Genomic DNA, 21669 nt, shown 5'->3' on the forward strand with positions numbered 1-21669 from the left:
ATATGAGAAAAGTATTACTCGCACTACTAGGATTATATATTTCATTAATAGGATGTCAAAAGGTTGTAGATGCTGATGAACTTTTAGATACAAAAGAGCAGGTTTCAATAATTGGATACATTTCTCCACACGATACCATTTTAAAAATATCGGTCACTAAGGCTCTACCCGCAATTGGCACTCCGGTAAAGGTTAACCAAGATTATCAATTTCCCGAAGAATTTTTAATTAAAGATGCCGTAGTCACTTTATCAAATGCAGAAGGCAATAGTGTTGTTTTGAATTATGACAACGAAACAAATACTTACATTACTAGCGCCTCAAATTTAACTATTTCGCACGGTGCTACTTATAATTTAAAAGTAGCTGTAGCCGAAGATGAGTTTAATGCTTCTTGCCAAATTCCCAAACAATTAGAATCTATAAATGAAATAATTGAGTTTTATGAAGATGAATACGGCAATGAACTTGCCGTAATCAATCTAAACTTTAAAGATTTTGTAGATGAAGACAATTATTACATTTTAGGCGGATTTATTAATACCACTTTAGAGTATGAAAATGAAGAACCATTTTCCTATGAATATCCTATATACTTTGGTGATGATGAGTTTTTAATAGATAATATAAATGAAGGAGCAGAATTAAATGGTAAAACCGAAATTTCTGTTGATAGCGAATATTATTCTGACATAAAGATGACCTTACAAGTTGCACATGTAGAAAAGGCTCTATTTGAAAATATAAAAACCACTAGAACAAATGATGATGTAGATGGAAACCCATTTATAGAATATGCAATTGCACCTAACACTATTCTTGACGATGGTGCAATTGGTGTTTTTGCAGGATTTAGTGTTACCGAAAAGATAATTTATCTTGAAAATTAGCGATTGCTATTTTATGTTTTTATCACAAAAAATAATAACTAGCTTAGCATAAGAAGAGTTCTTAATACTATTTAATATTTTTCATGAAACACGTTAGTTCAATCATTTTCGGAGCGGCCATTATCATAGCCGCATATTTTTTAAGCAATGCTTATATACAAAGGGCGAACCCACCTCAAATGATCTCGGTAACGGGTTTGGGTAATGAAAATTTCACCTCTGACCTTATTGTTTGGGAAGGGCAATTTTCTACCAACAGTACCGAATTGAAAACCGCTTTAAATCAATTAAACCGCGATAAAGATATTGTTCGTGAATATTTAACCTCAAAAGGCATCGATGCCAACAGTATTATTTTTAATAGTGTACAGACTACCGAAATGCGCGACAACCAATACGAAAACGGAAACTATGTTGGCAGTATTTTTAGAGGATATCAATTAACACAGACCATTCAAATAGAATCTGAGAACGTCGCCCTTATTGAGGGTGTATCGAGAGAAATTACCGAATTATTAAATAAAGGGGTGCAGTTCAACTCGTCGCCACCACGTTATTACTACACTAAATTAGCGGATCTTAAAATTGAAATGATTTCAAAAGCTACCGAAGATGCTAGAATTCGTGCCGAAAAAATTGCAGAAAATGCAGGTAGTAATTTAGGTGATCTGGTTTCTGCCAACATGGGCGTTTTTCAAATTACAGGTCAAAATTCAGGTGAAGATTATAGTTGGGGCGGTGCGTACAACACCTCATCTAAAAATAAAACAGCCTCAATTACCATGCGCCTAGAATATAAGGTGAAGTGATAGTAGTACTTTGATCAATACCATTTACCGATCTAGTAAAGAATATATTAAGTATAAAAGCCCGGTAATCACCCGGGCTTTTCAATCAACCAATTATCAAATCGAATACATTAAAAATTCTTTTTCATAACAATATGTATTCTACCCTTAGGTCGATATCTTATAATTAACCTTACAAAGTATCTAAAAAAAAGAAAGCTCAGGAACCACCCTGAGCTTTCGAATAAATCAAAAACCAAATTCAAACCAAAGCTTAAAAATTGAACCTAATCAATTTCTTTTTCATAGCTCTTATCAATATAACAACCAACGACTCTTTTACCCTACCCGAAAATTCCATTATTTTTACATTAAATATTTATTAGCATGATAAATTCGTTTTTTGAAGAATTAAGTACTGAAATATATAAGGGAGTAAATAAAAGAGGACATCCATTTCGGTACATGACAATGGCAACAGTGGGCAATGATACCGTAGCTCGTTTACGTACCGTTGTACTTCGTAAGGTTTCTGAAAATTTAGTCTTAACTATCTATACCGATAGCCGTACCCAAAAAATGAAACATATTGCAGATAATAACCAAGTCAGCTTTCTACTGTATCATCCTAAAAAAATGTTACAGTTAAAGTTAGAAGGTACTGCCCAAATAGTTACGAATACCGATAGATTACATACTACTTGGCAAAATATTCAACCCAACAGCAGAAAAGATTACATTACCCAAACTAGACCTGGTAGTTCAATTAAAAACCCTGAACATGTAGAATATATTGAAGAAGAGAACTACTTCACCATGATTGATATTATACCTTCAAAAATTGAGTATTTAAAACTACAAAGACCTAATCATATTAGAGCTCTTTTTGTGAAAACGGATGATAGTTGGAATGGGGAATTTTTAGTTCCTTAATGTATATAGAAATATAGATTTTCTTTTTCTTTTCCAAAACCAATTAAACTATCTACGGGTGTGCTTTGTTTTACTTCGGATGGATTAATCGTTATTTCAACTTCTCTTTTATCTTTCGAATTTAAATCTGTCAACGAATAATCATCTGCAGAAAGTAGTATTCGTTCAGGATGCAGTAATCGCACATTACCGGCATAGGTAACATTAGGAAGCACCCACAGATAATCATCATAATTCTTGTTTAACTTATTGGCAATCGGATCAAAACCAAAATGTACCGATGAAGGTATATTCAATAATTTCTCTATTGGTGTTCTAACTGTTTGAACACCAATTACTGCAATAAATATCCAGAACCCAAGAGTTACCAGTTTCGCATTATTTTTAAAACTAATAGCCTCAATGAGTAGCACTACAAAAGGAATAAATAGTGGTAACAACCACCTAGTCTCTACTTTCTGACTTTGAAAAATGAGAAAAAATAAGCCTAGCACCAGTAACTGCGCAAAAAACATTTTAGCAAGCCAATGTAATTTCTGCTTATTTAAACTTACGAATTTTGAGAAGTAGCCAATACCGACAGCTAGAAGTATAGGAAACAACAAAGCAAACAATGCTTTCCCATAAATTAAAATCGGCAGTAATGAAAATCCTGATTCAGCTTCTTCTGTTCCTATTTTCTCTTCAATACTAGACGCTAAGAAAGATTGAAATTCATCAGGACCCAATAACCAATATGCATGGCGACCAATTAATAGAACGGACACAAAAACTGACAACAATATTTTTGGGTTTAATATTATTGCTCTTAACTCTTCATCCCACAAAGCAACTACCGCGAAGGTTACCAGAAAAAATGCATAATTGTATTTCGCCATTATCCCTACTCCTGCTACAAAACCAAGCAACAGAAAATTTAGAATCGATTTTCGCTGCACCAAAAGCTGTATAATATAAAAAGAAGTGACAACGCATAAACACAGTAAACTGGTATGCGAAAGCCTTCGGAAGGTAAAGTCAATATACACAGGTATGAAGACCAATGCCAAAACAGCCAATTTAGAGATATCAGCGTCTTTAATTCTTATCCTAGAAAATCGATGCAGCATTAGTAATGTACCCGCGAATAATAGTCCCCTAAGAATAGAAAATGCTATTTTGCCTACACCAAATATAGAATTGAAACCATATTGTAACCAGGTATAAAGTGGTGGTTGATCATCATAACCCCAGCGAAGCCACTGCGAATAATACGCCTGTTCAGCATCTTCTAACTCTAAAGCACTTTTAAAAAATGTAATTAAGGTTATGGCTAAAAACGATAAAAAAGCAAGTAAGGTTATCTTATTAAGAGATACGTTCTTGCCCATCGTTTACTTTTGAGTAATTACAGTAAAGCTTAAATCTAACGGATTTAAGGCTTCAAATAACATTGGCACTAAGTCTTCGCCATAAGCCAAGTAAAACTCAGAAAAATTTAACTGACGCTCTTGAAGCGACTGGTTAGGGAAAATTTCATTCTGCAGCTCTGTCATTCGAACTACATGATCTTTTAATTTTCTTTTCTGAGCTTGTAATAATCTCTTCTCTAAAGCATTTAAGCCTTTTTTCTGCTTTACCTCTTGGGCTTTTACGGCACCTAAAAATGACTTATCGGTCTTTTCTGTAAGAGCATATAAATTTTTAAATTGCTCTTCTAGCAATTTCTTTTGTGGAGAAAAATCGATATCGATATTAGAAATTTCTCGAATCTTTTTATTGATTAGGCTGTTCTGCTTTAAAAATATGTCGGACTTTGAAATATTCATTCGCTCTAGCTTTTCAGCTTGCTTCTCGGTAATGATCAAAGCTGAATTTCTAACCAATAAAATTGGAAAAGGAACATTCATAGCTTCAAAAGCTGCCTTTAACTCTAACCAATACGCAATCTCTCCGCCTCCGCCTATATAACATAAGTTAGGCAAAATTACTTCTTGGTATAATGGTCTTGCAATTACATTAGGCGAAAACCGCTCTGGGTGAGCATTCATCTCTTCTACCAATGCTGCTTTAGTGAAAGAAATACTGGTATCATTGACTATATAGTGCTCCTTACTTTCTATTATTCTTTCACGAATTCCATCTTTTAAATAGAAATAATTGATTTCTCTCGGATTTACCTGCACCGGATAATCAGATGAAATTTGTTCTATTTCTTTAATGGTTTCTGATACTTTCTCGAACGCAGTTTGTTCAAAAATATCTTTCTTCATATACGGTATAAGCGTCTTTTTCAAGTCGATATCATCACCGTCAACAATAACCAATCCGTAATCTTTAAAAATTTCGTTTGCTAAAAACCGGATTGCATCCGTTAGGTTATCATGCTTCAGATATGCATTTTCAAACAATTCTTTTAACTTTTTAGCATTGTTACTGTCGCCAATGGTTTTAGAGTATAATGCAAAAACTTCCTCCAATCCTTCCGTAGGCAAATGCCCAACAGCACCAGATGCCTCTTTATTCCATTGAAATTTTAATCCCTTGAAATTAAAATAATTGATTTCGTCAAAATCATGATCTTCTGTCGCCATCCAATATATAGGCACAAAATTACTAGCTGGATATTGCTTTTTTAACTGCTTCGTTAAATTAATGGTAGAGATAATCTTGTATAAAAAGTATAGCGGACCTGTAAACAGATTTAACTGATGCCCTGTAACTATAGTAAACGTATTCTTTTCTTTTAACAGCTTAATATTAGCCGCCGTACCTTTAGAGGTATCGGTATTTTTATATTGATTCTGCATTGAAGAATACAATACATCTCGTTGATCTTGAGTAAAATGAGCACCTTTCTCTTCAATCTGTCCTTTAAATCCGTCAATATCGGGAAACCGATTGTATAAGGTGTTAAGCTTGGGATCCTTTGCAGTATAATCGCAAATTAATTTCGAAAAATAGCCTGTTTTTTCTAGGGGTAAACAATCAATATCCATATAAAAAGTAAATACTTGGTAAATATAAAACCCTTTCGTTTTACATTTCCTAAATATAAGTTAATTACCCGTAGTATTAAAGACCCATTTACTCGGTGAAATACATAGCAAATGGAAGTCATTTTGCATTTATTTTAATAGATTTGACTCACTCAGAACACAAATAACTATATGAAACTAATTCTACGAACCGCATTACTTTTTATCCCATTGTTAAGTTTGGCTCAATTAAAATCTCCGTCGGAGTTTTTAGGCTATGAACTAGGAACACAATTTACAAGACATCATGAAGTTGTTGATTACTATCAATATTTAGCAGATGCCGAGCCGCAACGTATGACGCTTATTGAATATGGTAAAACCAATGAACGCAGACCGCTTATACTGGCTACCATTTCTACAAAACAAAATATGCAAAACCTCGATACTATTCGAGAAGAGCACATGAAGGACTTAAATGGAGAAGGCTCGCCAGATAAAGCTATTGTATGGCTTAGCTATAATGTTCATGGTAATGAAAGTGTGAGTACCGAAGCTTCAATGCAAACCATATATGATCTTTTTACCAGCAAAAGCAGTTACTTAGAAAATACCGTGGTATTGATTGATCCTTGTATTAACCCAGATGGTAGAGATCGTTATGTAAACTGGTATAACCAGTTTAAAAATTCTCCAAACCAGGTTGATCCTAATAGTAAGGAACACCATGAAAACTGGTGGAGCGGGCGTAGTAATCATTACATGTTCGATTTAAATAGAGATTGGGCGTGGCTTACACAAGTTGAAAGTCAGCAACGTTTAAAGCAGTTTAATAAATGGTTGCCTCATGTACACGTAGATTTTCATGAGCAAGGTGTAGATAACCCTTATTACTTTGCACCTGCTGCAGAACCTTTTCATGAAGTAATAACCGATTTTCAAAGGGAATTTCAAGAAACTATTGGCAAGAACCACGCAAAATATTTTGACGAAAATGGCTGGTTTTATTTTACAAAAGAAGTATTTGATCTTCTTTACCCAAGTTATGGTGATACCTACCCAACCTATAATGGTGGTATTGGTATGACCTATGAGCAAGGTGGTAGTGGTCGTGCCGGTTTAGGCATTATTACTAGTATTGGAGATACGCTTACGTTAAAAGATAGAATTTCTCATCATCTAACAACTGGTCTGTCTACCGTAGAAGTTGCTTCTAAAAATGTTACTAAGTTAAACGATGAGTTCAAGAAATTTTACTTGAATAAAAATTTTAAATACAATAGTTACGTGCTGAATGGCAACCCAGATAAATTAGCTGCTTTAGCTAGTTTATTGGACAAACATGAAATTGAATATCAAGCAGGCACGAATGCCACTGTTAAAGGACACAGCTATACAACCGGTAAGGCTGGTTCAATAAAAAGTAGCGATAAAAGTTTGGTAATTTCATCAAATCAACCAAAAAGTACATTGGTTAAAGTGTTGTTCGAACCTATGGCGAAACTTAGCGATTCTGTTACTTATGACATTACAGCATGGTCTTTACCTTATGCGTACGGATTAGATGCTATCGCCAGTGAAAGCCTTATAAGTAAAACCTACCCGCCACATAACGGTACTGAATATGGAGTTTTAAAACCAGACAGTTACGCTTATTTATCAGACTGGAATAGCATGAAAGATGCTAGGTTCTTGGCTGAATTACTACGTAACAAAGTACGCGTTCGTTATGCGCACAAACCATTTACTTTAGATGGTATCTCTCATGAGCGCGGTACTTTGATTATTACAAAGAGTGATAATAAGCAGTTGAAAAATTTTAACGATATACTTAGAACAGCATCTGTAAATCATTCTAAAAACCTCATTTCGACAAACACAGGCTTTGTTGAAAGTGGAAAAGATTTTGGTTCTGGCTATGTTGATGTTATTCAAAGTTTGAACATTGCAGTGCTTTCTGGGGAGCCTACTTCTACGCTACGTTTTGGTGAAGTATGGAACTTTTTTGAACAGCAATTAGATTACCCTATTACTGTATTGGATGAAGATTATTTCGGCAAGGTAGACTTAAGCACCTACGATGTTTTAATTTTACCTGACGGATGGGGATATAACAGCTTTCTATCTACTCACATTAAAGAAAAAATAAAAGATTGGGTGAAGCAAGGCGGAAAACTAATTGTTATGGGTGGTGCAATTGATGCTTTAACTTCATCAGACAAAGATTTCGCACTTAAAGAAAAAGAAATTAAAAAAGATTCTACCAATACCATCGAATCTTTTGAAATATCTGAAAGAGAACAGATCAAATCTGCCATTACAGGCGCTATTTTTAAAGCGACCGTCGATAATACAAATCCGCTAGCTTACGGTTACAGCGATACTTACTTCACGTTAAAACTTGGCGTGCAATCATATAAATATCTAGAAAATGGTAGCGCTGTTTATTTAAGTGAAGGCGCCAACAAACCTGTTTCTGGTTTTGCCGGTAGCGAAGCACAAAAGAAAATTGCAGAAACCCTTATTTTCGGTACCGAAGAAATGGGTCGTGGACAAGTAATATACATGGTAGACAACCCGCTATTTAGAGGTTTTTGGGAGAACGGAAAGCTGTTTTTCGCTAACGCTTTATTCATGGTTAAATAAAAAAATAGTATGAAAGAATATAAAGTTGAAACGCTCATTTTTCGTTCTAAATTAACTTTTGATAGGAATTATTTAGCGAATTCATCAAATAAAGCGATTCAAGAAAAATTGAACGAATACGCGAAAAATGGATGGCGATTGGTATCTACCAACACTACAGAATATAGTATGGATATGTATGTTTATTTATATTTTGAAAAGTAAATAACTTCGGTACAAGACCGCTGAGCATTGAATTGAAAATTTAATTGGGATTTCGACACCAGCGTCTGAGCATTTAAATCTCGTTTATCGAGTAAATTTATCCTAAAATATATCCTTGAAACAGTTAAAATCGTTTCGGGGATATTTTATTTTATGGGTTCGCTATTTTTTTTCCAACATATTTAGATCTTTTGCGTTTAAATTAGAAGACCCTAACCTGTTAGGGTAAAAACCACCACCAATGCCAAACAATCAAGACCAAATAAATAATCTGATGCAGAAGTTAGAACTGCTTTTAAGAAAGCAGCAAGACTTTAATATTGAGGTTAATGAAATTAGAAGGGATATTCAGATTCTTAGAAATACCCAGGCGATAAAATTCAACGAAGAGACTACCAATCAAACAACTAAACCTCAAGAAGTAATTGTTGAAAAAGAAGCTGTTGTTGTCGATACAGTAGTAGAAATGGATACTGCCGCTACTACACCAATAGAAATTGACTCTGTACAAGAAGAACCCAAAATAATTTCTGAGAAGAAAATAAGTCTAGCAAAAGGTAAATCTAATCTTGAGAAATTTATTGGTGAAAATCTAATCAATAAAATTGGGATACTTATTACCGTAATTGGTGTTGGGATTGGTGCAAAGTACTCTATCGAAAATAATTTAATAAGTCCGCTAACCAGAATTATACTTGGGTATTTAGTAGGTATTAGCTTATTAGGATTCGGATTTAAGCTCAAAGCAAAATACCAAAGTTACAGTGCCGTGCTCGTAAGTGGTGCTTTGGCTATACTCTATTTCTTAACTTATATCGCTTATGACCTTTACGGATTATTCCCGCAGATGGTAGCGTTTGGTATTATGCTATTATTTACCGTTTTCGGTGTCGTAGCCGCACTTAATTACAATAAACAGATTATTGCACATATTGGTCTGGTCGGTGCTTATGCCGTACCTTTTCTGCTGAGTAATGATTCAGGTAATGTTACTGCACTATTTAGTTATATCGCCTTAATTAATATCGGTCTTTTGGTTATTTCCTTTAAGAAATACTGGAAAGCGCTTTATTACGTAGCCTTTGCTTTTACCTGGCTAATTTATGGCTCTTGGTATGTGCTCTCAAGTTCTAATGAAGATTTTACCATAGGCTTTACATTTTTAGCCCTATTCTTTTCTCTTTTCTATGCTACGTTTTTAGCGTTTAAATTAATAAAATCTGAAAAATTCCAAGTTGCCGATATTGTTCTGATTATGCTAAATTCTTTCATTTTTTACGGCTTTGGTATTGCCTGGCTTTATGATTATGAAGGTGGAGAATTTTATCTAGGTTTATTTACCCTCCTAAATGCAGTCATTCATTTTGCTATAACTGTAATTATATTCAAAAGAAAATTAGCTGATCGAAAGCTATTCTTTTTAACCTCTGGGTTTGTACTTACATTTATTACTATAGCCGTACCTGTTCAATTAGATGGTAATTGGGTAACACTATTTTGGGCTTTCGAAGCCGCCCTACTGTTTTGGATCGGGCGTACCAAAAAAGTAAAATTCTATGAATACCTTTCATATATACTAGTTGTATTGGCTTTCTTGAGCTTGACGATGGACTGGGCAGCAAGGTACTCGTATATGAATACCACAGATGAATGGAGCCTATTATTAAACACTACCTTCTTAACATCTATCCTTTGCGTTGCTGTCTTCGGATTCATGAATTATATTCAATCAAAATTCAACGCTGAAAAACCTTCTGTGGTTCAAAAATTAATGACAATTGGCATTCCTGCCTTATTTGTGGGTACCCTTTTCTTTGCCTTCTATCTTGAAATTGAACAGTACTGGACCAATGCTTTTCAAGCATCTAAAATAGACTTAACAGGTACTGATGGTTATTATCCAGATTTCAACTATAATCTTAAAGACCTTGAGGCTATTTGGTTAATACTTTATACCATGTTTTTCATTAGTGCTTTAAGCTTCATAAACATCATAAAAGTTAAAAACAAAGTTTTAGGAATTGTAGCCCTCGGTTCTGCTCTTTTAATAACTTTAATCTTTTTAACTAACGGACTCTATACGTTAAGTGAACTGCGTGAAAATTTCCTTACCCAAGAGCTTTCAGAATATTATAATATTGGGGCATATAACATATACATGCGCTATATCTCCTTTGCATTTCTGGCGTTTTTACTCTTCGCCATTTACAAATTAGCGAAACAAGAGTACATAAAAATCAATTATAAAATTCCGTTCGAGATTCTAATGCACACCGCAATTATATGGGTAACAAGTAGCGAGTTATTAAATTGGATGGATATTTCTGGGTCTGAACAATCTTATAAACTAGGACTTAGTATTCTTTGGGGATTCTATGCTCTTTTACTTATCGCTTTAGGCATTTGGAAAAAGAAAAAATACTTACGTATTGGCGCAATTGTGCTATTCTCCATCACGCTAATTAAGTTGTTTTTCTATGATATTTCATCACTGAATACTATTTCTAAGACCATCGTATTTGTATCGTTGGGTGTCTTATTATTGATTATTTCATTTCTTTACAACAAATACAAACACATTATTACAGATGAAACTAAACCATAGTCTTCTAACCATAATTGCATTTTTTACAATCACATTTTGCTTCGGACAGATGGATTCCTATTCTAAAAAAATAGAGTTAAAAGGAATAGATAGTCTTTGGCACGCTATCGAAATACCCAATGTCGTATTTGAAGATGTAAATACTAACATGAGCGATATTCGTGTGTATGGGGTTACCGCAACAGATACTATTGAAGCGCCATACCTGCATAAAGTTTCTAAAGCTGAAAATGCGAATTCTGAAATAGCGTTCAATTTATTAAATAGTGTTAATAATTCTAAAGGCTATTTCTACACTTACGAACTACCTAAGAGCGAAACTATTAATGAGATTCTATTGAACATTCAAGATCTTAATTTTAATTGGGAAGTTACCCTTGAAGGCAGTCAACAGCAGAAAGAGTGGTTCACTATTCTAGAAGATTATCGTATTCTATCTATTAATAATGACCAAACAAATTATTCATTTACCACATTAAAGTTTCCTGAAGCAAGCTTTAGATATTACAGAGTACTGATAAAAAGTGCCGAAAAACCGAATCTAACATCAGTAAACATTGTTAAAAAGGCAAAAAAAGCTGCGGAGTATCGTGATTATGATGTACAATCGTTTACCGTTTCTCAAGAAGACAAGAAAACCATTTTAGATGTTGATTTACAAAACCGTGTACCCCTCAACTTATTAGAACTAACTGTTGATGACAACATCGATTACTACAGATCCATCTCTATTCAATATTTAGTTGATAGTGTAAAAACTGAAAAAGGATACTTTAAAAATTTCAGCCCCTTAGCAACAAGAACACTTTCTTCTCTAGAAGATAATAGCTTTCAATTACCTGGCACACTAGCACAAAATCTGCGTATTATTATCTTAAATAACGATAACCAACCTTTAAAAATTTCTGATATAAAACTCAAAGGTTATGTGCATACCTTAACTACACGTTTTATTCAACCTGCTAACTATTATCTTGTCTACGGAAAACAATATGCGAACTCCCCTAATTATGATATTTCAAAAACTACAGTTTCTTTACCAAAGAATATTACAAAACTAGACTTTGGCAGCGTAGTAGAAATACCCAAACCAGAAACTGAAATAACCAATCCTATTTTCGAAAATAAATGGTGGTTGTGGGTAATTATGGGCGTAGTAATCGCTTTACTAGGCTATTTCACTATTGGAATGATGAAGAAGGAGCTTTAGTTTAACTAAAACTTCCATTCATTCTAAAAACTTTATCTAAACTTTTAGCGCCTATTATTTAACACTCACTAAAACAATTTAAAACCTTCATAAGATTTCATCGTAAGTAGTGTAATGAAAAATTACATTCTAATTCTATTCGTGGTACCTACGGTTCTTTTAAGCCAAAAAATAGACAATCTTGCCTCCTTCAGAGACATGGGCAGTGAAAGCTATTTCCGATTTAATTATGACAATGATTTTTTCGCTGCATCAGATAAAAATTACACTCAAGGCTATAGTTTTGAATATGCGAATCGAAGCTTAGCCAAGAATCCGGTAAATTATCTTTTCATTAAACCAAAGACCAGCTACTTCACATACGGATTGTCATTAGAACACATCGGCTATACTCCCAGCGATTTTGTTAGTCCCAATATTCAAATTGATGATAGACCCTATGCTGCTGCTATATACATTAAGAGTTTTGCTATTGCAACAGACACCATTTCTAAATCAAGATTATCTCAATCGTTAAGTATCGGACTAATTGGTCCCGGTGCTTTTGGCAGAGAAATGCAAACAGCAATTCATAAATTAATAGAAAATAAAACTCCCGGTGGATGGGACAATCAAATTCAGAACGATTTAGTCTTGAACTATAAAATCGGCTATGAGAAACAGATTTTCAATTATAAAAATTTAGGAAATATACAAGCAATAACTTCGCTACAAGTAGGGACCTTATTTACAAATACATCTTTCGGATTTAATTCTACTGTGGGACTATTAGACAATCCGTTTTCTAGAAATGGCACATATTCGAAATTTAAATTTTATGCTTTTGCACAGCCCACAGTTAATGTAGTTGGTTTTGATGCCACCTTGCAAGGAGGCATTTTTACCAATGATAATCCATATACCATTTCTTCGAAAAATATAGAAAGGTTAACCGCACAAATCGACTACGGACTCATACTTAAATACAGAAAACTGTATTTAGAATATACGCTAACAACGATTACAAAAGAATTTACTTCTGGTAATTCTGCCCATTGGGGCGGTTTTAAAGCAGGATTTCTATTTAATTAAACCTACACAACCGGTTCACCATAAAGGTCGAAGTCAGCCGCTTCAGTAATCTTAATATTTACAAACTCACCTTGCTTCACATAATGCTTAGCTGCATCTATTAAAACCTCGTTATCAACATCTGGAGAATCGAATTCCGTTCTGCCAACAAAGTAGTTACCCTCTTTACGATCTATAATACAACGAAAGGTCTTCCCTACTTTCTTCTGGTTCAATTCCCAAGAAATTTGAGATTGAATTTCCATGATAATATTGGCACGTTCTTGTTTTACCTCTTCTGGCACATCATCTTCTAATGAATATGCATGTGTATTTTCTTCATGACTATAGGTAAAGCAACCTAAACGCTCAAAACGCATGGCAACTACCCAGTTTTTAAGAATCTCGAAATCTTCTTCAGTTTCACCAGGGTAACCAACGATTAACGTAGTTCTAATAGTCATTTCTGGTACTGCAGCTCTAAATTCCTTAAGTAATTTGGTTGTTTTAGCTTCAGTTGTACCACGACGCATACTTTTAAGAATACGGTCAGATATATGCTGTAAAGGAATATCTAAATAGTTACAAACCTTTGGCTCTCTATTCATTACATCTAATACATCCATCGGAAAACCTGCAGGAAATGCGTAGTGTAAACGTATCCATTCTATACCTTCAACCTTTACCAAAGCTTCTAAAAGCTCGGCAAGATTTCTTTTCTTATATAGATCCAAACCATAATAAGTAAGATCTTGTGCAATTAAAATAAGCTCTTTAACACCTTTGGCCGCTAACTTTTCAGCTTCGGTTACCAAATTTTCAATCGGAGTACTTTTATGCTTTCCGCGCATTATAGGGATAGCACAGAAAGAACAAGGTCTATCACAACCTTCCGCAATTTTTAAATAGGCATAATTTTTAGGTGTGGTCGTTAAACGCTCACCTATCAACTCATGCTTATAATCTGCCCCTAGTGCCTTCAACAAACCCGGTAACTCACTTGTACCAAAGTATTCATCTACATTCGGAATCTCTTTTTGCAAATCTGGTTTGTAACGTTCACTTAAGCAACCTGTCACAAAAACTTTATCTACGATACCATCTTCTTTCTTTTGAACATATTCTAAAATGGTATTTACACTTTCTTCTTTTGCATTTGCAATAAAGCCACAAGTGTTAATAACAACTATGTTTCCTTCTTCTTCATGTACAACTTCTTTGTTGTTAGCCTTTAACTGGCCCATGAGTACTTCAGAATCATAAACATTCTTTGAACAACCTAGTGTTACTACGTTGATTTTGTTCTTCTTAAGAGTTTTTGTCCTCATAATTTAAATTGGGGTGCAAAAATACGATTTGGGTATTTAAAAACGTTAGATATGGACAAATTTACCTGTAATCTTTATTCGATTACAGTTTATCAATACCCAAATCTTAAATTAACCATGAAATTCTCCCAATATTTCAGCCTGCTTGCCCTATTATCAATTTTTGTTTCATGCTCAAGTGATTCTGAACCTACATCAGAAACTGGCAAAAGTGGAACACCGCCGGCAGTGGCACCGATACCAAGTACACCGTATTTTCCGCCCATTTCTAGAGCTAATGAATGGGAAACTATTTCTATGGAAAACCTAGGATGGAACGAAGACCAAGTAAGCAACTTGTATTTTTTCTTAGAAAACAACAACACTGATGCTTTTATCATTCTTAAAAATGGTAGAATGGTTATTGAAAAATACTTCGGCGATTTTAAGTCTGATGATAATCATGCATGGAATTCAGCCGGAAAAAATTTAACCGCTATGCTTACCGGTATTGCTCAAGAAGAAGAATTCTTAAAAATTACAGATTCTACTTCCAATTATTTGGGTGAAGGTTGGTCGAACATGCCGTTAGAGCAAGAGTACAACATTACCATTAAAAATCAATTGACCATGACTACCGGTCTTGATTATACCGTCGATAGTATTTTTTGTACAGACCCAGAATGTCTATCATATTTAAATGACCCTAGTTCTTTTTGGTATTATCATAATGCACCATATACGTTATTAGATGATGTAATTGCCAATGCTACCGATACTGATTTCAATTCATATTTCTCTTCAAAAATAAAAGAACCTATTGGCATGCAAGGTTTATTTATAAAAGTTGGTTACAACAATATATTCTATAGTTCTGCCAGAAGCATGGCCCGCTTCGGAATTTTGAACTTGAACCAAGGTAATTGGGACGGGACTTCGATTCTTTCTGATCAGAGCTATTTTAATGCTATGACAAATAGTTCTCAAGACTTAAATCTTTCTTACGGATATTTATATTGGTTAAATGGCAAAAGTAGTTTTAGACTTCCTAATTCTGTCGAAGAGTTTATGGGTAGTTTAGTTCCTAACGCCCCTGCAGATATGTATGCCGGACTCGGGTTAAACGATCAAAAACTTTATATGGTACCTAGCTTAGATTTGGTAGTGGTTCGTATGGGTGACGCTAGTAACGAAGAGCTTTTAGGGCCGTCTAATTTCGATAATGAACTTTGGGGATTGATTAATGCCATCATAGAATAGAACTTTCTTTTCTTTTTTAGCAACATCTTCTATTACTGGTGATTTTTAGAAAATAAGTATCCTTATTTTTGCATAAAATTATTAGGATGGATTTTAGAAGTATTGCCGAAAAAAGATACACTACCAAAAAGTTTGATGGGTCTAAGAAAATTTCTAATCCGCAGATCGACGACTTAAAACATATTTTAAAATTAAGTCCGTCTTCCATCAATAGCCAACCATGGTTATTTTCTTTTGTTTCTCATAAAGAAACAAAAGACGCTTTGGCAGAAGCTTCATTCTTCAATGCTCCGAAAATTAAAGATGCCAGTCATTTGGTAGTTTTTAGTGTTAAAGATAATCTTGAGCAATTTGAACGTCATGTAGAAAAAAACTTATCTGAAGGTTCGGTTAATTTTTACAAGCAATTTGTAAAAGAGCAACCTAAAGAAAAAACGATCAACTGGCTATCTCAGCAAGTATACATTACTCTTGGGTTCTTTTTAGCGGCTTGCGCGTCTATGGAAATAGATTCTACACCTATGGAAGGTATTGAGCCTGATAAGTATAAGGATATTCTAAAAATCGAAGATCACAAAGTCCTTTTCTCTGTTGCAATTGGATATCGTGATGCTGAAGATGGTAACCAGCCAGAATTAATAGGAAAATCTAGATTATCGGCTGAAGAGGTTATTCAGTCTATTGACTAATTCCGTAATTTATTAAACTTCTTTTGCCAATTCAAATACTGTAATTTCTGGCCTTACATTAAAACGTACTTGACGCAAACAACCCAAGGCACTATTGATATATAGGGTTCTGCCATCTTTTAAATCTTTAATACCAGCATCATAATTTTTATTTTTTACCGGTAATATCAATGCAGGCAGAAAAGGTGGTTTTACCTGTCCGCCATGGGTATGACCAGAGAGTATCCAACCTTTAAAATTATTCCAGACAGGCAGATCGCAAACATCTGGATTGTGACATAGGGCAATATTTGCTTTCTCGGGATTGTATTTTGCCGTAGCTTTTTCAGGATAAAAATTACTTCCCCAGAAATCGTCCATCCCTATAAAATTGAGTCCGTTTATTTCTACAGCATCATTTCGCAACATCGTCACACCCACATCTTCTAGGCTCTTCGTAATTTTTTGTGCCACATCGGCTTCAACAAAATCAATTCCGTAGTCATGATTTCCTAATATGCCAATGGTACCTAAAGTACCTTTAACCACATATTTAAGCACCTCTTGTAATTGATTTATTTGCTCATTATTTTCATAGGTTACATAGTCGCCCGTATATACCACAAAATCAGGTTGTAATTCTTGTGCTTCTTTAAATGACTCTATGATGTATTGATAATCGAAAGAATTACCAATGTGCACATCGCTTATTTGCATTACCGTTTTACCGACAAGATGATCGGGCAAATTTTTAAGGGGCATTTTTAAATGTACAAACTGCATCCAAAAAGGTTCTATTTGCCAACTATATAATCCCGTCAATACACCCAAACCAGTTACCCACCGAAAAGTCTTTTTTACAAAGCTTCGTCTTTTCATCTTAACAGGTTAATTTAATTCTGATAGTCTGCAGATATGACCCTTTTTGGAAATTTATCTTCATAAGATTTTCCTATACGTAATAGGTTAGCTTCTGAATATGGCTTTCCAATAAAGGTTAAACTTATAGGCTCGCCAGATGTTTTATATCCCATAGGTATTGTCAGAGCAGGATATTTAGCAACTGCAGCGTAACCAGCATGGTAATTATTAATCGATAAAACAGCATCTAGCTTGTACTTATCCATCGCTGTATCGAAGAAAGTTTGTCCATTTTTTTCAAGATTAGATTTTATTTCTTCCAATTGGGCAATTGTGGTAGTATCTGATAATATACCTTCAAACAATGCTTGCCCATAAGGAATTCTAACCAACGAATCTGCAATATTAAATGTCACCACATCTTTAATTGAAGTAATTTTTACTAACTCGGGATCGGTATTTTCTTTTAGATATTTCTTTAAATCATTTCGCATGTCAATGTTCAAAATGCTAAGAAATCCATCCATAGAAACCTCTGGTGGGGTAAATTCGATAATTGTTGTGCCAGCTTCTTTTAAATCTTCAACGGTATTTTTATAAATACTGTCGGTCTCCATCAGCTCTTTTATAGCCCCTAATCGCATTTCTGAAAAAGGTGTTGGGTGTAAGTATGAGGATAATATTCCCGGATAAACATCTTCTACAGAAGCCGAGTCTAACTCATCATAACCTAGCATGGCAGAAAGTAAAATAGCATTGTCCTTTACATTTTTAGTCATTGGCCCAGGTGTATCTAAGGTGCTTGAAATAGGCACAATACCCGATCTACTCAATACCCCAATAGTCGGCTTTAAACCTACAACAGAGTTTTGACTGCTTGGTGATAAAATAGAACCTGAAGTTTCTGTACCTACTGCAGCAACGGCATAATTGGCAGCTACCGAAGTACCACTACCTGAACTAGAACCGCCTGTTTCAAATATTCTTCGCCCGTACGGATTTAGAGTTTGACCACCATAAGCACTATACCCTACCGGGCAACCTGAACATAAAAAATATGCCCATTCACTTAAATTGACCTTACCTAAAATCAAAGCACCGTTATGTTTTAATTGCTGAACGATAAACGAATCATCAACTTCATTATCCATTAACGCAATTGAACCTGCAGTGGTTTTCATACCCAAGGTATTGATATTGTCTTTCAACAAAATAGGCATACCAAATATAGGGTGTTGAATTTGAGCGGTTACCCCCATTTCGTTCTGCTTATCTAGTTCTCGTGCTTGCGCTACTACATCTTTATTAAGAGCAATTACAGTATTTAAAGTAGTAGCATTATTCAACTCATATTTATAAATACGGTATAAATAAAACAGCACCAGATTTTCATAGGTTAACCTGCCCTCCTTAATATGATTTCTTATAACCAAAATGTCTTGTTCCAAAATCATAGGAAGCAGTTCTTTATATGCTGCTTCTGTCAGTTTAGAAACCTCTTCGTATAAAGGTGTAAATACTTCATTTTTATCTAACACCTTCGATTGAATCAACTTGTACTGCATACGACCATTTTCATGGTCTGCATTCGCAGCAACTTCTATAGAATCGTTATATGGGGTCCAAAGAATTACTTCCTCCTTTTTTGCGTCTTGCTCATTTTTGCAAGCACTTAACATGATGACGACTAATAATAAAAGATGCTTTTTCATACGGTTATTTATTTTTTACGAAGGGTTTTCCAATTGCTAATAGAATTCAGATTTAGGCGAACAAATTCATCTTTGCCCTCTATTTCAGCCAACTTCAAAGATATTTCAGCTGCTGTAATAGCTTCATTATATCTCAATAAATCTGCTAAAATCAATGATTTCACTCTATAAAAATAGTAAGTATTACCTGAATTTTTAATGGCCTCTTCAACATACCCAAGAGCTTTGTCTTGATGAATACCCTGCTCTTGATAATATCGTGCAATTTCGTAATAGGTTTGTGCTGTGGGTGAGTTAGCTAGTCTTTCATCAATCTGCAGTTGCATTATTGACTTGGTATCAAAAGACATAGGAACGGACACTTGCGTTGTTCCCCAATTTAAATTCATTACTGTACCGTTATGATCAAGACCATCGAAAGAAATCAAAAAACTTTCTTGAAAATCTAGGGTTTGCGTAGGTACGACCAGAATACGTAAAGCATCTTCATCTGGATTGTAATTTGTGCGACCATCGCCCCAATGTGTAGTGTTATTATGAAAGATAACTTGCCACTCCTTCTCTTCTGGAAAAGCATATAAAGCATATGTACCTTTTGAGAGTAGTTGATCGGCAATTAAAACATCGTTGCTAAATGTAATCTTGGTAGATTCATTGGCACCTACACGCCATATACGACCATAAGGAACCAAACCAGATTCGCCACTTTTACGCTTACCAAACAACGCACGACCCTTTGCAGATGGTCTTGAATATTCGACCGTAATCTTTGACAACCCTACTTCTTGCTCGACCTTAGAAAACGGACTAGCTTTTGGGTGGTTCATTTGCCCCCAACTAATAGTGCATAGTAAAAGAGGGAATATGAACCAGTAGTGCCTCAATTTTAAATTTTAAAGAATGAATCTACAAACTCGTGTTTATTGAATACCTGTAAATCTTCAATACCCTCGCCAACACCAATATACTTTACCGGTATTTTAAACTGATCAGAAATACCTATAACCACACCGCCTTTAGCAGTACCGTCTAATTTTGTGATAGCCAAAGCTGTTACCTCGGTCGCTTTTGTAAATTGTTTTGCTTGCTCGAATGCATTTTGACCCGTAGAACCATCTAGCACCAACAATACCTCATGCGGAGTGTCATCTACTACTTTCTGCATTACACGTTTTACCTTGGTCAGCTCATTCATTAAATTGACCTTGTTATGTAATCTACCAGCGGTATCTATAATTACAACATCTGCATCTTGTGTAACGGCAGAACTCAACGTGTCAAAAGCTACAGATGCAGGATCACTACCCATTTGTTGCTTTACTATAGGTACATCTACACGATCTGCCCATACTTGTAATTGATCAATTGCCGCTGCCCTAAATGTATCGGCCGCACCCAAAACAACTTTTAATCCTTGGTTTTTAAATCGATATGCCAATTTACCGATAGTGGTTGTTTTACCAACCCCGTTTACCCCAACCACCATAATTACATATGGTTTTTTGCCTTTAGGTATTTGAAGATCTATATCGTCTGTAGTATTGGTTTCAGATAAAAGACCTGCTATTTCTTCTCTTAGTATAGCATTCAGCTCATCGGTACCCACATATTTATCGCGCGATACCCTTGCCTCTATTCTTTTGATAATTTTTAAAGTAGTATCTACCCCTACATCTGAAGAAACTAAGACTTCTTCAAGATTATCTAGTACGTCATCATCTACTTTAGACTTGCCGGCAACAGCCTTTCCTAACTTAGAAAAGAAGCTGGATTTTGTTTTTTCTAAACCTTTATCTAAGGTTTCCTTCTTTTGAGAAGAAAATATTTTTTTAAATAAGCTCATTGTTCATCATATGGTTATTCAAATATAAAAATTAAAAAGCCCCTTTCGTAGGAAAGGGGCTTAATAACTACTAAAAGTAATTTTTCTTATTTCTTGGCAATCCAAGCATCAACCATTTCTGGTGCCATTACTTGCTCAACAAAAACGTAAGCACCTGATTTTGGTGACTTAACCATTTTTATTGCCTTTGTCAATCTTTTAGAACTTGTTTGTAAACTTGCTACGGTCTTCTTAGCCATGACTTATTTTTTTAGTGATTTTCTTAGAAGAAAAATCTATTTAATTTCTTTATGAAGGGTCATTCTCTTAAGAATAGGATTGAATTTTTTAATTTCCAATCTCTCAGGAGTGTTCTTCTTATTCTTGGTAGTGATATATCTTGAAGTACCTGGTTGACCAGATTCTTTATGCTCAGTGCATTCTAATATAACTTGTATTCTATTACCTTTCTTTGCCATCTTATCGCTCTATTTTCCAGATTACTTAATAACTAATCCTTTTGCTTTTGCTTCTTTCAAAACAGCAGATATCCCTTTTTTATTGATACTTTTTAAAGCTCTTGTAGAAACTTTAAGTGTTATCCAACGGTCTTCCTCTGGAATGTAAAAACGTTTTTTAGATAGATTTACATCAAATCTTCTTCTAGTTTTATTAATTGAAAACGATACGTTGTTTCCAAACATCGCCTTCTTACCCGTAATTTCACAAACTTTTGACATCGTACTGACTTTTTCT

At 34.6% G+C, this 21669-nt stretch carries 20 protein-coding genes; 10 read left to right on the forward strand and 10 right to left on the reverse strand.

The window, feature by feature from the left end:
* Window positions 1-2 precede the first annotated feature (2 nt).
* The 3 genes from ACPF9A_RS03455 (at window position 3) to ACPF9A_RS03465 (ending at window position 2611) form a co-directional block, all read left to right on the forward strand.
* On the forward strand, window positions 3-890 hold the full coding sequence (locus tag ACPF9A_RS03455) for a DUF4249 family protein (RefSeq protein WP_424001681.1): 888 nt from the start codon (window positions 3-5) through the stop codon (window positions 888-890).
* An 83-nt stretch (window positions 891-973) separates the two neighbouring features.
* Entirely contained in the window at window positions 974-1699 is a 726-nt protein-coding gene (locus ACPF9A_RS03460; RefSeq protein WP_424001683.1) for an SIMPL domain-containing protein, read from the forward strand.
* A 366-nt stretch (window positions 1700-2065) separates the two neighbouring features.
* Entirely contained in the window at window positions 2066-2611 is a 546-nt protein-coding gene (locus ACPF9A_RS03465) for a pyridoxamine 5'-phosphate oxidase family protein (protein WP_424001685.1), read from the forward strand.
* Here the strand turns inward: ACPF9A_RS03465 and ACPF9A_RS03470 are convergent.
* Window positions 2608-3981 (reverse strand): ArnT family glycosyltransferase, encoded by a 1374-nt coding sequence (locus ACPF9A_RS03470; protein ID WP_424001687.1) that lies wholly within the window; start codon window positions 3979-3981, stop codon window positions 2608-2610. The genes ACPF9A_RS03465 and ACPF9A_RS03470 overlap by 4 nt on opposite strands.
* 3 nt (window positions 3982-3984) lie before the next feature.
* Window positions 3985-5589: a bacillithiol biosynthesis cysteine-adding enzyme BshC gene (gene bshC / locus ACPF9A_RS03475; protein WP_424001689.1), complete on the reverse strand. Its 1605-nt coding sequence runs from the start codon at window positions 5587-5589 to the stop codon at window positions 3985-3987.
* 171 nt (window positions 5590-5760) lie between these two features.
* Here bshC and ACPF9A_RS03480 point away from each other — a divergent pair, with 171 nt between their 5' ends.
* From ACPF9A_RS03480 to ACPF9A_RS03500, 5 genes are all read left to right on the forward strand, one after another.
* Complete coding sequence (locus ACPF9A_RS03480) at window positions 5761-8214, forward strand: M14 family metallopeptidase (RefSeq protein WP_424001691.1); 2454 nt, start codon at window positions 5761-5763, stop codon at window positions 8212-8214.
* A gap of 9 nt (window positions 8215-8223) precedes the next feature.
* Window positions 8224-8418: a DUF4177 domain-containing protein gene (locus ACPF9A_RS03485; RefSeq protein WP_424001693.1), complete on the forward strand. Its 195-nt coding sequence runs from the start codon at window positions 8224-8226 to the stop codon at window positions 8416-8418.
* A gap of 241 nt (window positions 8419-8659) precedes the next feature.
* Complete coding sequence (locus ACPF9A_RS03490) at window positions 8660-11023, forward strand: DUF2339 domain-containing protein (RefSeq protein ID WP_424001695.1); 2364 nt, start codon at window positions 8660-8662, stop codon at window positions 11021-11023.
* Window positions 11007-12233 (forward strand): DUF3999 family protein, encoded by a 1227-nt coding sequence (locus ACPF9A_RS03495; RefSeq protein WP_424001697.1) that lies wholly within the window; start codon window positions 11007-11009, stop codon window positions 12231-12233. The genes ACPF9A_RS03490 and ACPF9A_RS03495 overlap by 17 nt, the downstream gene beginning before the upstream one ends.
* Before the next feature lie 114 nt (window positions 12234-12347).
* The gene (locus ACPF9A_RS03500) at window positions 12348-13304 is read left to right on the forward strand and encodes a lipid A deacylase LpxR family protein (RefSeq protein ID WP_424001699.1); all 957 of its coding nucleotides are present in this window, start codon (window positions 12348-12350) and stop codon (window positions 13302-13304) included.
* A 2-nt stretch (window positions 13305-13306) separates the two neighbouring features.
* Here ACPF9A_RS03500 and rimO read toward each other — a convergent pair whose 3' ends face one another.
* Entirely contained in the window at window positions 13307-14611 is a 1305-nt protein-coding gene (gene rimO / locus ACPF9A_RS03505) for a 30S ribosomal protein S12 methylthiotransferase RimO (protein ID WP_424001701.1), read from the reverse strand.
* A 51-nt stretch (window positions 14612-14662) separates the two neighbouring features.
* Here rimO and ACPF9A_RS03510 point away from each other — a divergent pair, with 51 nt between their 5' ends.
* Together ACPF9A_RS03510 and ACPF9A_RS03515 are read left to right on the forward strand one after the other, a co-directional pair.
* Window positions 14663-15850, forward strand: a complete 1188-nt coding sequence (locus ACPF9A_RS03510; RefSeq protein WP_424001703.1) for a serine hydrolase domain-containing protein — start codon at window positions 14663-14665, stop codon at window positions 15848-15850.
* 86 nt (window positions 15851-15936) lie between these two features.
* A complete protein-coding gene (locus tag ACPF9A_RS03515) occupies window positions 15937-16539 on the forward strand; it encodes a nitroreductase family protein (protein ID WP_424001705.1) in 603 nt (200 codons plus the stop codon).
* A gap of 12 nt (window positions 16540-16551) precedes the next feature.
* Here the strand turns inward: ACPF9A_RS03515 and ACPF9A_RS03520 are convergent, their stop codons facing one another.
* The 7 genes from ACPF9A_RS03520 to rpmB all read right to left on the reverse strand — a co-directional run bounded on the left by ACPF9A_RS03520 (window position 16552) and on the right by rpmB (window position 21653).
* Complete coding sequence (locus ACPF9A_RS03520) at window positions 16552-17397, reverse strand: metallophosphoesterase (protein WP_424001707.1); 846 nt, start codon at window positions 17395-17397, stop codon at window positions 16552-16554.
* 14 nt (window positions 17398-17411) lie between these two features.
* Entirely contained in the window at window positions 17412-19091 is a 1680-nt protein-coding gene (locus ACPF9A_RS03525; RefSeq protein WP_424001709.1) for an amidase family protein, read from the reverse strand.
* 8 nt (window positions 19092-19099) lie between these two features.
* Complete coding sequence (locus tag ACPF9A_RS03530; RefSeq protein ID WP_424001711.1) at window positions 19100-19918, reverse strand: DUF2911 domain-containing protein; 819 nt, start codon at window positions 19916-19918, stop codon at window positions 19100-19102.
* A gap of 59 nt (window positions 19919-19977) precedes the next feature.
* The gene (ftsY, locus tag ACPF9A_RS03535) at window positions 19978-20934 is read right to left on the reverse strand and encodes a signal recognition particle-docking protein FtsY (protein WP_424001713.1); all 957 of its coding nucleotides are present in this window, start codon (window positions 20932-20934) and stop codon (window positions 19978-19980) included.
* Window positions 20935-21020: 86 nt separating this feature from the next.
* The gene (locus ACPF9A_RS03540) at window positions 21021-21173 is read right to left on the reverse strand and encodes a DUF4295 domain-containing protein (RefSeq protein ID WP_073245811.1); all 153 of its coding nucleotides are present in this window, start codon (window positions 21171-21173) and stop codon (window positions 21021-21023) included.
* 36 nt (window positions 21174-21209) lie between these two features.
* On the reverse strand, window positions 21210-21392 hold the full coding sequence (gene rpmG / locus ACPF9A_RS03545; RefSeq protein WP_027067805.1) for a 50S ribosomal protein L33: 183 nt from the start codon (window positions 21390-21392) through the stop codon (window positions 21210-21212).
* Window positions 21393-21413: 21 nt separating this feature from the next.
* Window positions 21414-21653, reverse strand: coding sequence for a 50S ribosomal protein L28 (rpmB, locus tag ACPF9A_RS03550; protein WP_079512565.1), 240 nt, complete (start codon window positions 21651-21653; stop codon window positions 21414-21416).
* Window positions 21654-21669: the final 16 nt, after the last annotated feature.

This window comes from Maribacter sp. IgM3_T14_3, assembly GCF_049603095.1.
Taxonomy (GTDB): Bacteria; Bacteroidota; Bacteroidia; order Flavobacteriales; family Flavobacteriaceae; genus Maribacter.

What these genes read in the sequence shown, in the direction of transcription:
- ACPF9A_RS03460 (WP_424001683.1), top strand. Translation starts at nt 974, where the DNA reads ATGAAACACGTTAGTTCAATCATTTTCGGAGCGGCCATTATCATAGCC.
- ACPF9A_RS03530 (WP_424001711.1), bottom strand. Translation starts at nt 19,918, where the DNA reads ATGAACCACCCAAAAGCTAGTCCGTTTTCTAAGGTCGAGCAAGAAGTA.
- ACPF9A_RS03465 (WP_424001685.1), top strand. Translation starts at nt 2,066, where the DNA reads ATGATAAATTCGTTTTTTGAAGAATTAAGTACTGAAATATATAAGGGA.
- ACPF9A_RS03540 (WP_073245811.1), bottom strand. Translation starts at nt 21,173, where the DNA reads ATGGCTAAGAAGACCGTAGCAAGTTTACAAACAAGTTCTAAAAGATTG.
- ACPF9A_RS03455 (WP_424001681.1), top strand. Translation starts at nt 3, where the DNA reads ATGAGAAAAGTATTACTCGCACTACTAGGATTATATATTTCATTAATA.
- ACPF9A_RS03495 (WP_424001697.1), top strand. Translation starts at nt 11,007, where the DNA reads ATGAAACTAAACCATAGTCTTCTAACCATAATTGCATTTTTTACAATC.
- ACPF9A_RS03470 (WP_424001687.1), bottom strand. Translation starts at nt 3,981, where the DNA reads ATGGGCAAGAACGTATCTCTTAATAAGATAACCTTACTTGCTTTTTTA.
- ACPF9A_RS03525 (WP_424001709.1), bottom strand. Translation starts at nt 19,091, where the DNA reads ATGAAAAAGCATCTTTTATTATTAGTCGTCATCATGTTAAGTGCTTGC.
- rpmB (WP_079512565.1), bottom strand. Translation starts at nt 21,653, where the DNA reads ATGTCAAAAGTTTGTGAAATTACGGGTAAGAAGGCGATGTTTGGAAAC.
- ACPF9A_RS03520 (WP_424001707.1), bottom strand. Translation starts at nt 17,397, where the DNA reads ATGAAAAGACGAAGCTTTGTAAAAAAGACTTTTCGGTGGGTAACTGGT.
- bshC (WP_424001689.1), bottom strand. Translation starts at nt 5,589, where the DNA reads ATGGATATTGATTGTTTACCCCTAGAAAAAACAGGCTATTTTTCGAAA.
- rimO (WP_424001701.1), bottom strand. Translation starts at nt 14,611, where the DNA reads ATGAGGACAAAAACTCTTAAGAAGAACAAAATCAACGTAGTAACACTA.
- rpmG (WP_027067805.1), bottom strand. Translation starts at nt 21,392, where the DNA reads ATGGCAAAGAAAGGTAATAGAATACAAGTTATATTAGAATGCACTGAG.
- ACPF9A_RS03480 (WP_424001691.1), top strand. Translation starts at nt 5,761, where the DNA reads ATGAAACTAATTCTACGAACCGCATTACTTTTTATCCCATTGTTAAGT.
- ftsY (WP_424001713.1), bottom strand. Translation starts at nt 20,934, where the DNA reads ATGAGCTTATTTAAAAAAATATTTTCTTCTCAAAAGAAGGAAACCTTA.
- ACPF9A_RS03490 (WP_424001695.1), top strand. Translation starts at nt 8,660, where the DNA reads ATGCCAAACAATCAAGACCAAATAAATAATCTGATGCAGAAGTTAGAA.
- ACPF9A_RS03500 (WP_424001699.1), top strand. Translation starts at nt 12,348, where the DNA reads ATGAAAAATTACATTCTAATTCTATTCGTGGTACCTACGGTTCTTTTA.
- ACPF9A_RS03485 (WP_424001693.1), top strand. Translation starts at nt 8,224, where the DNA reads ATGAAAGAATATAAAGTTGAAACGCTCATTTTTCGTTCTAAATTAACT.
- ACPF9A_RS03510 (WP_424001703.1), top strand. Translation starts at nt 14,663, where the DNA reads ATGGACAAATTTACCTGTAATCTTTATTCGATTACAGTTTATCAATAC.
- ACPF9A_RS03515 (WP_424001705.1), top strand. Translation starts at nt 15,937, where the DNA reads ATGGATTTTAGAAGTATTGCCGAAAAAAGATACACTACCAAAAAGTTT.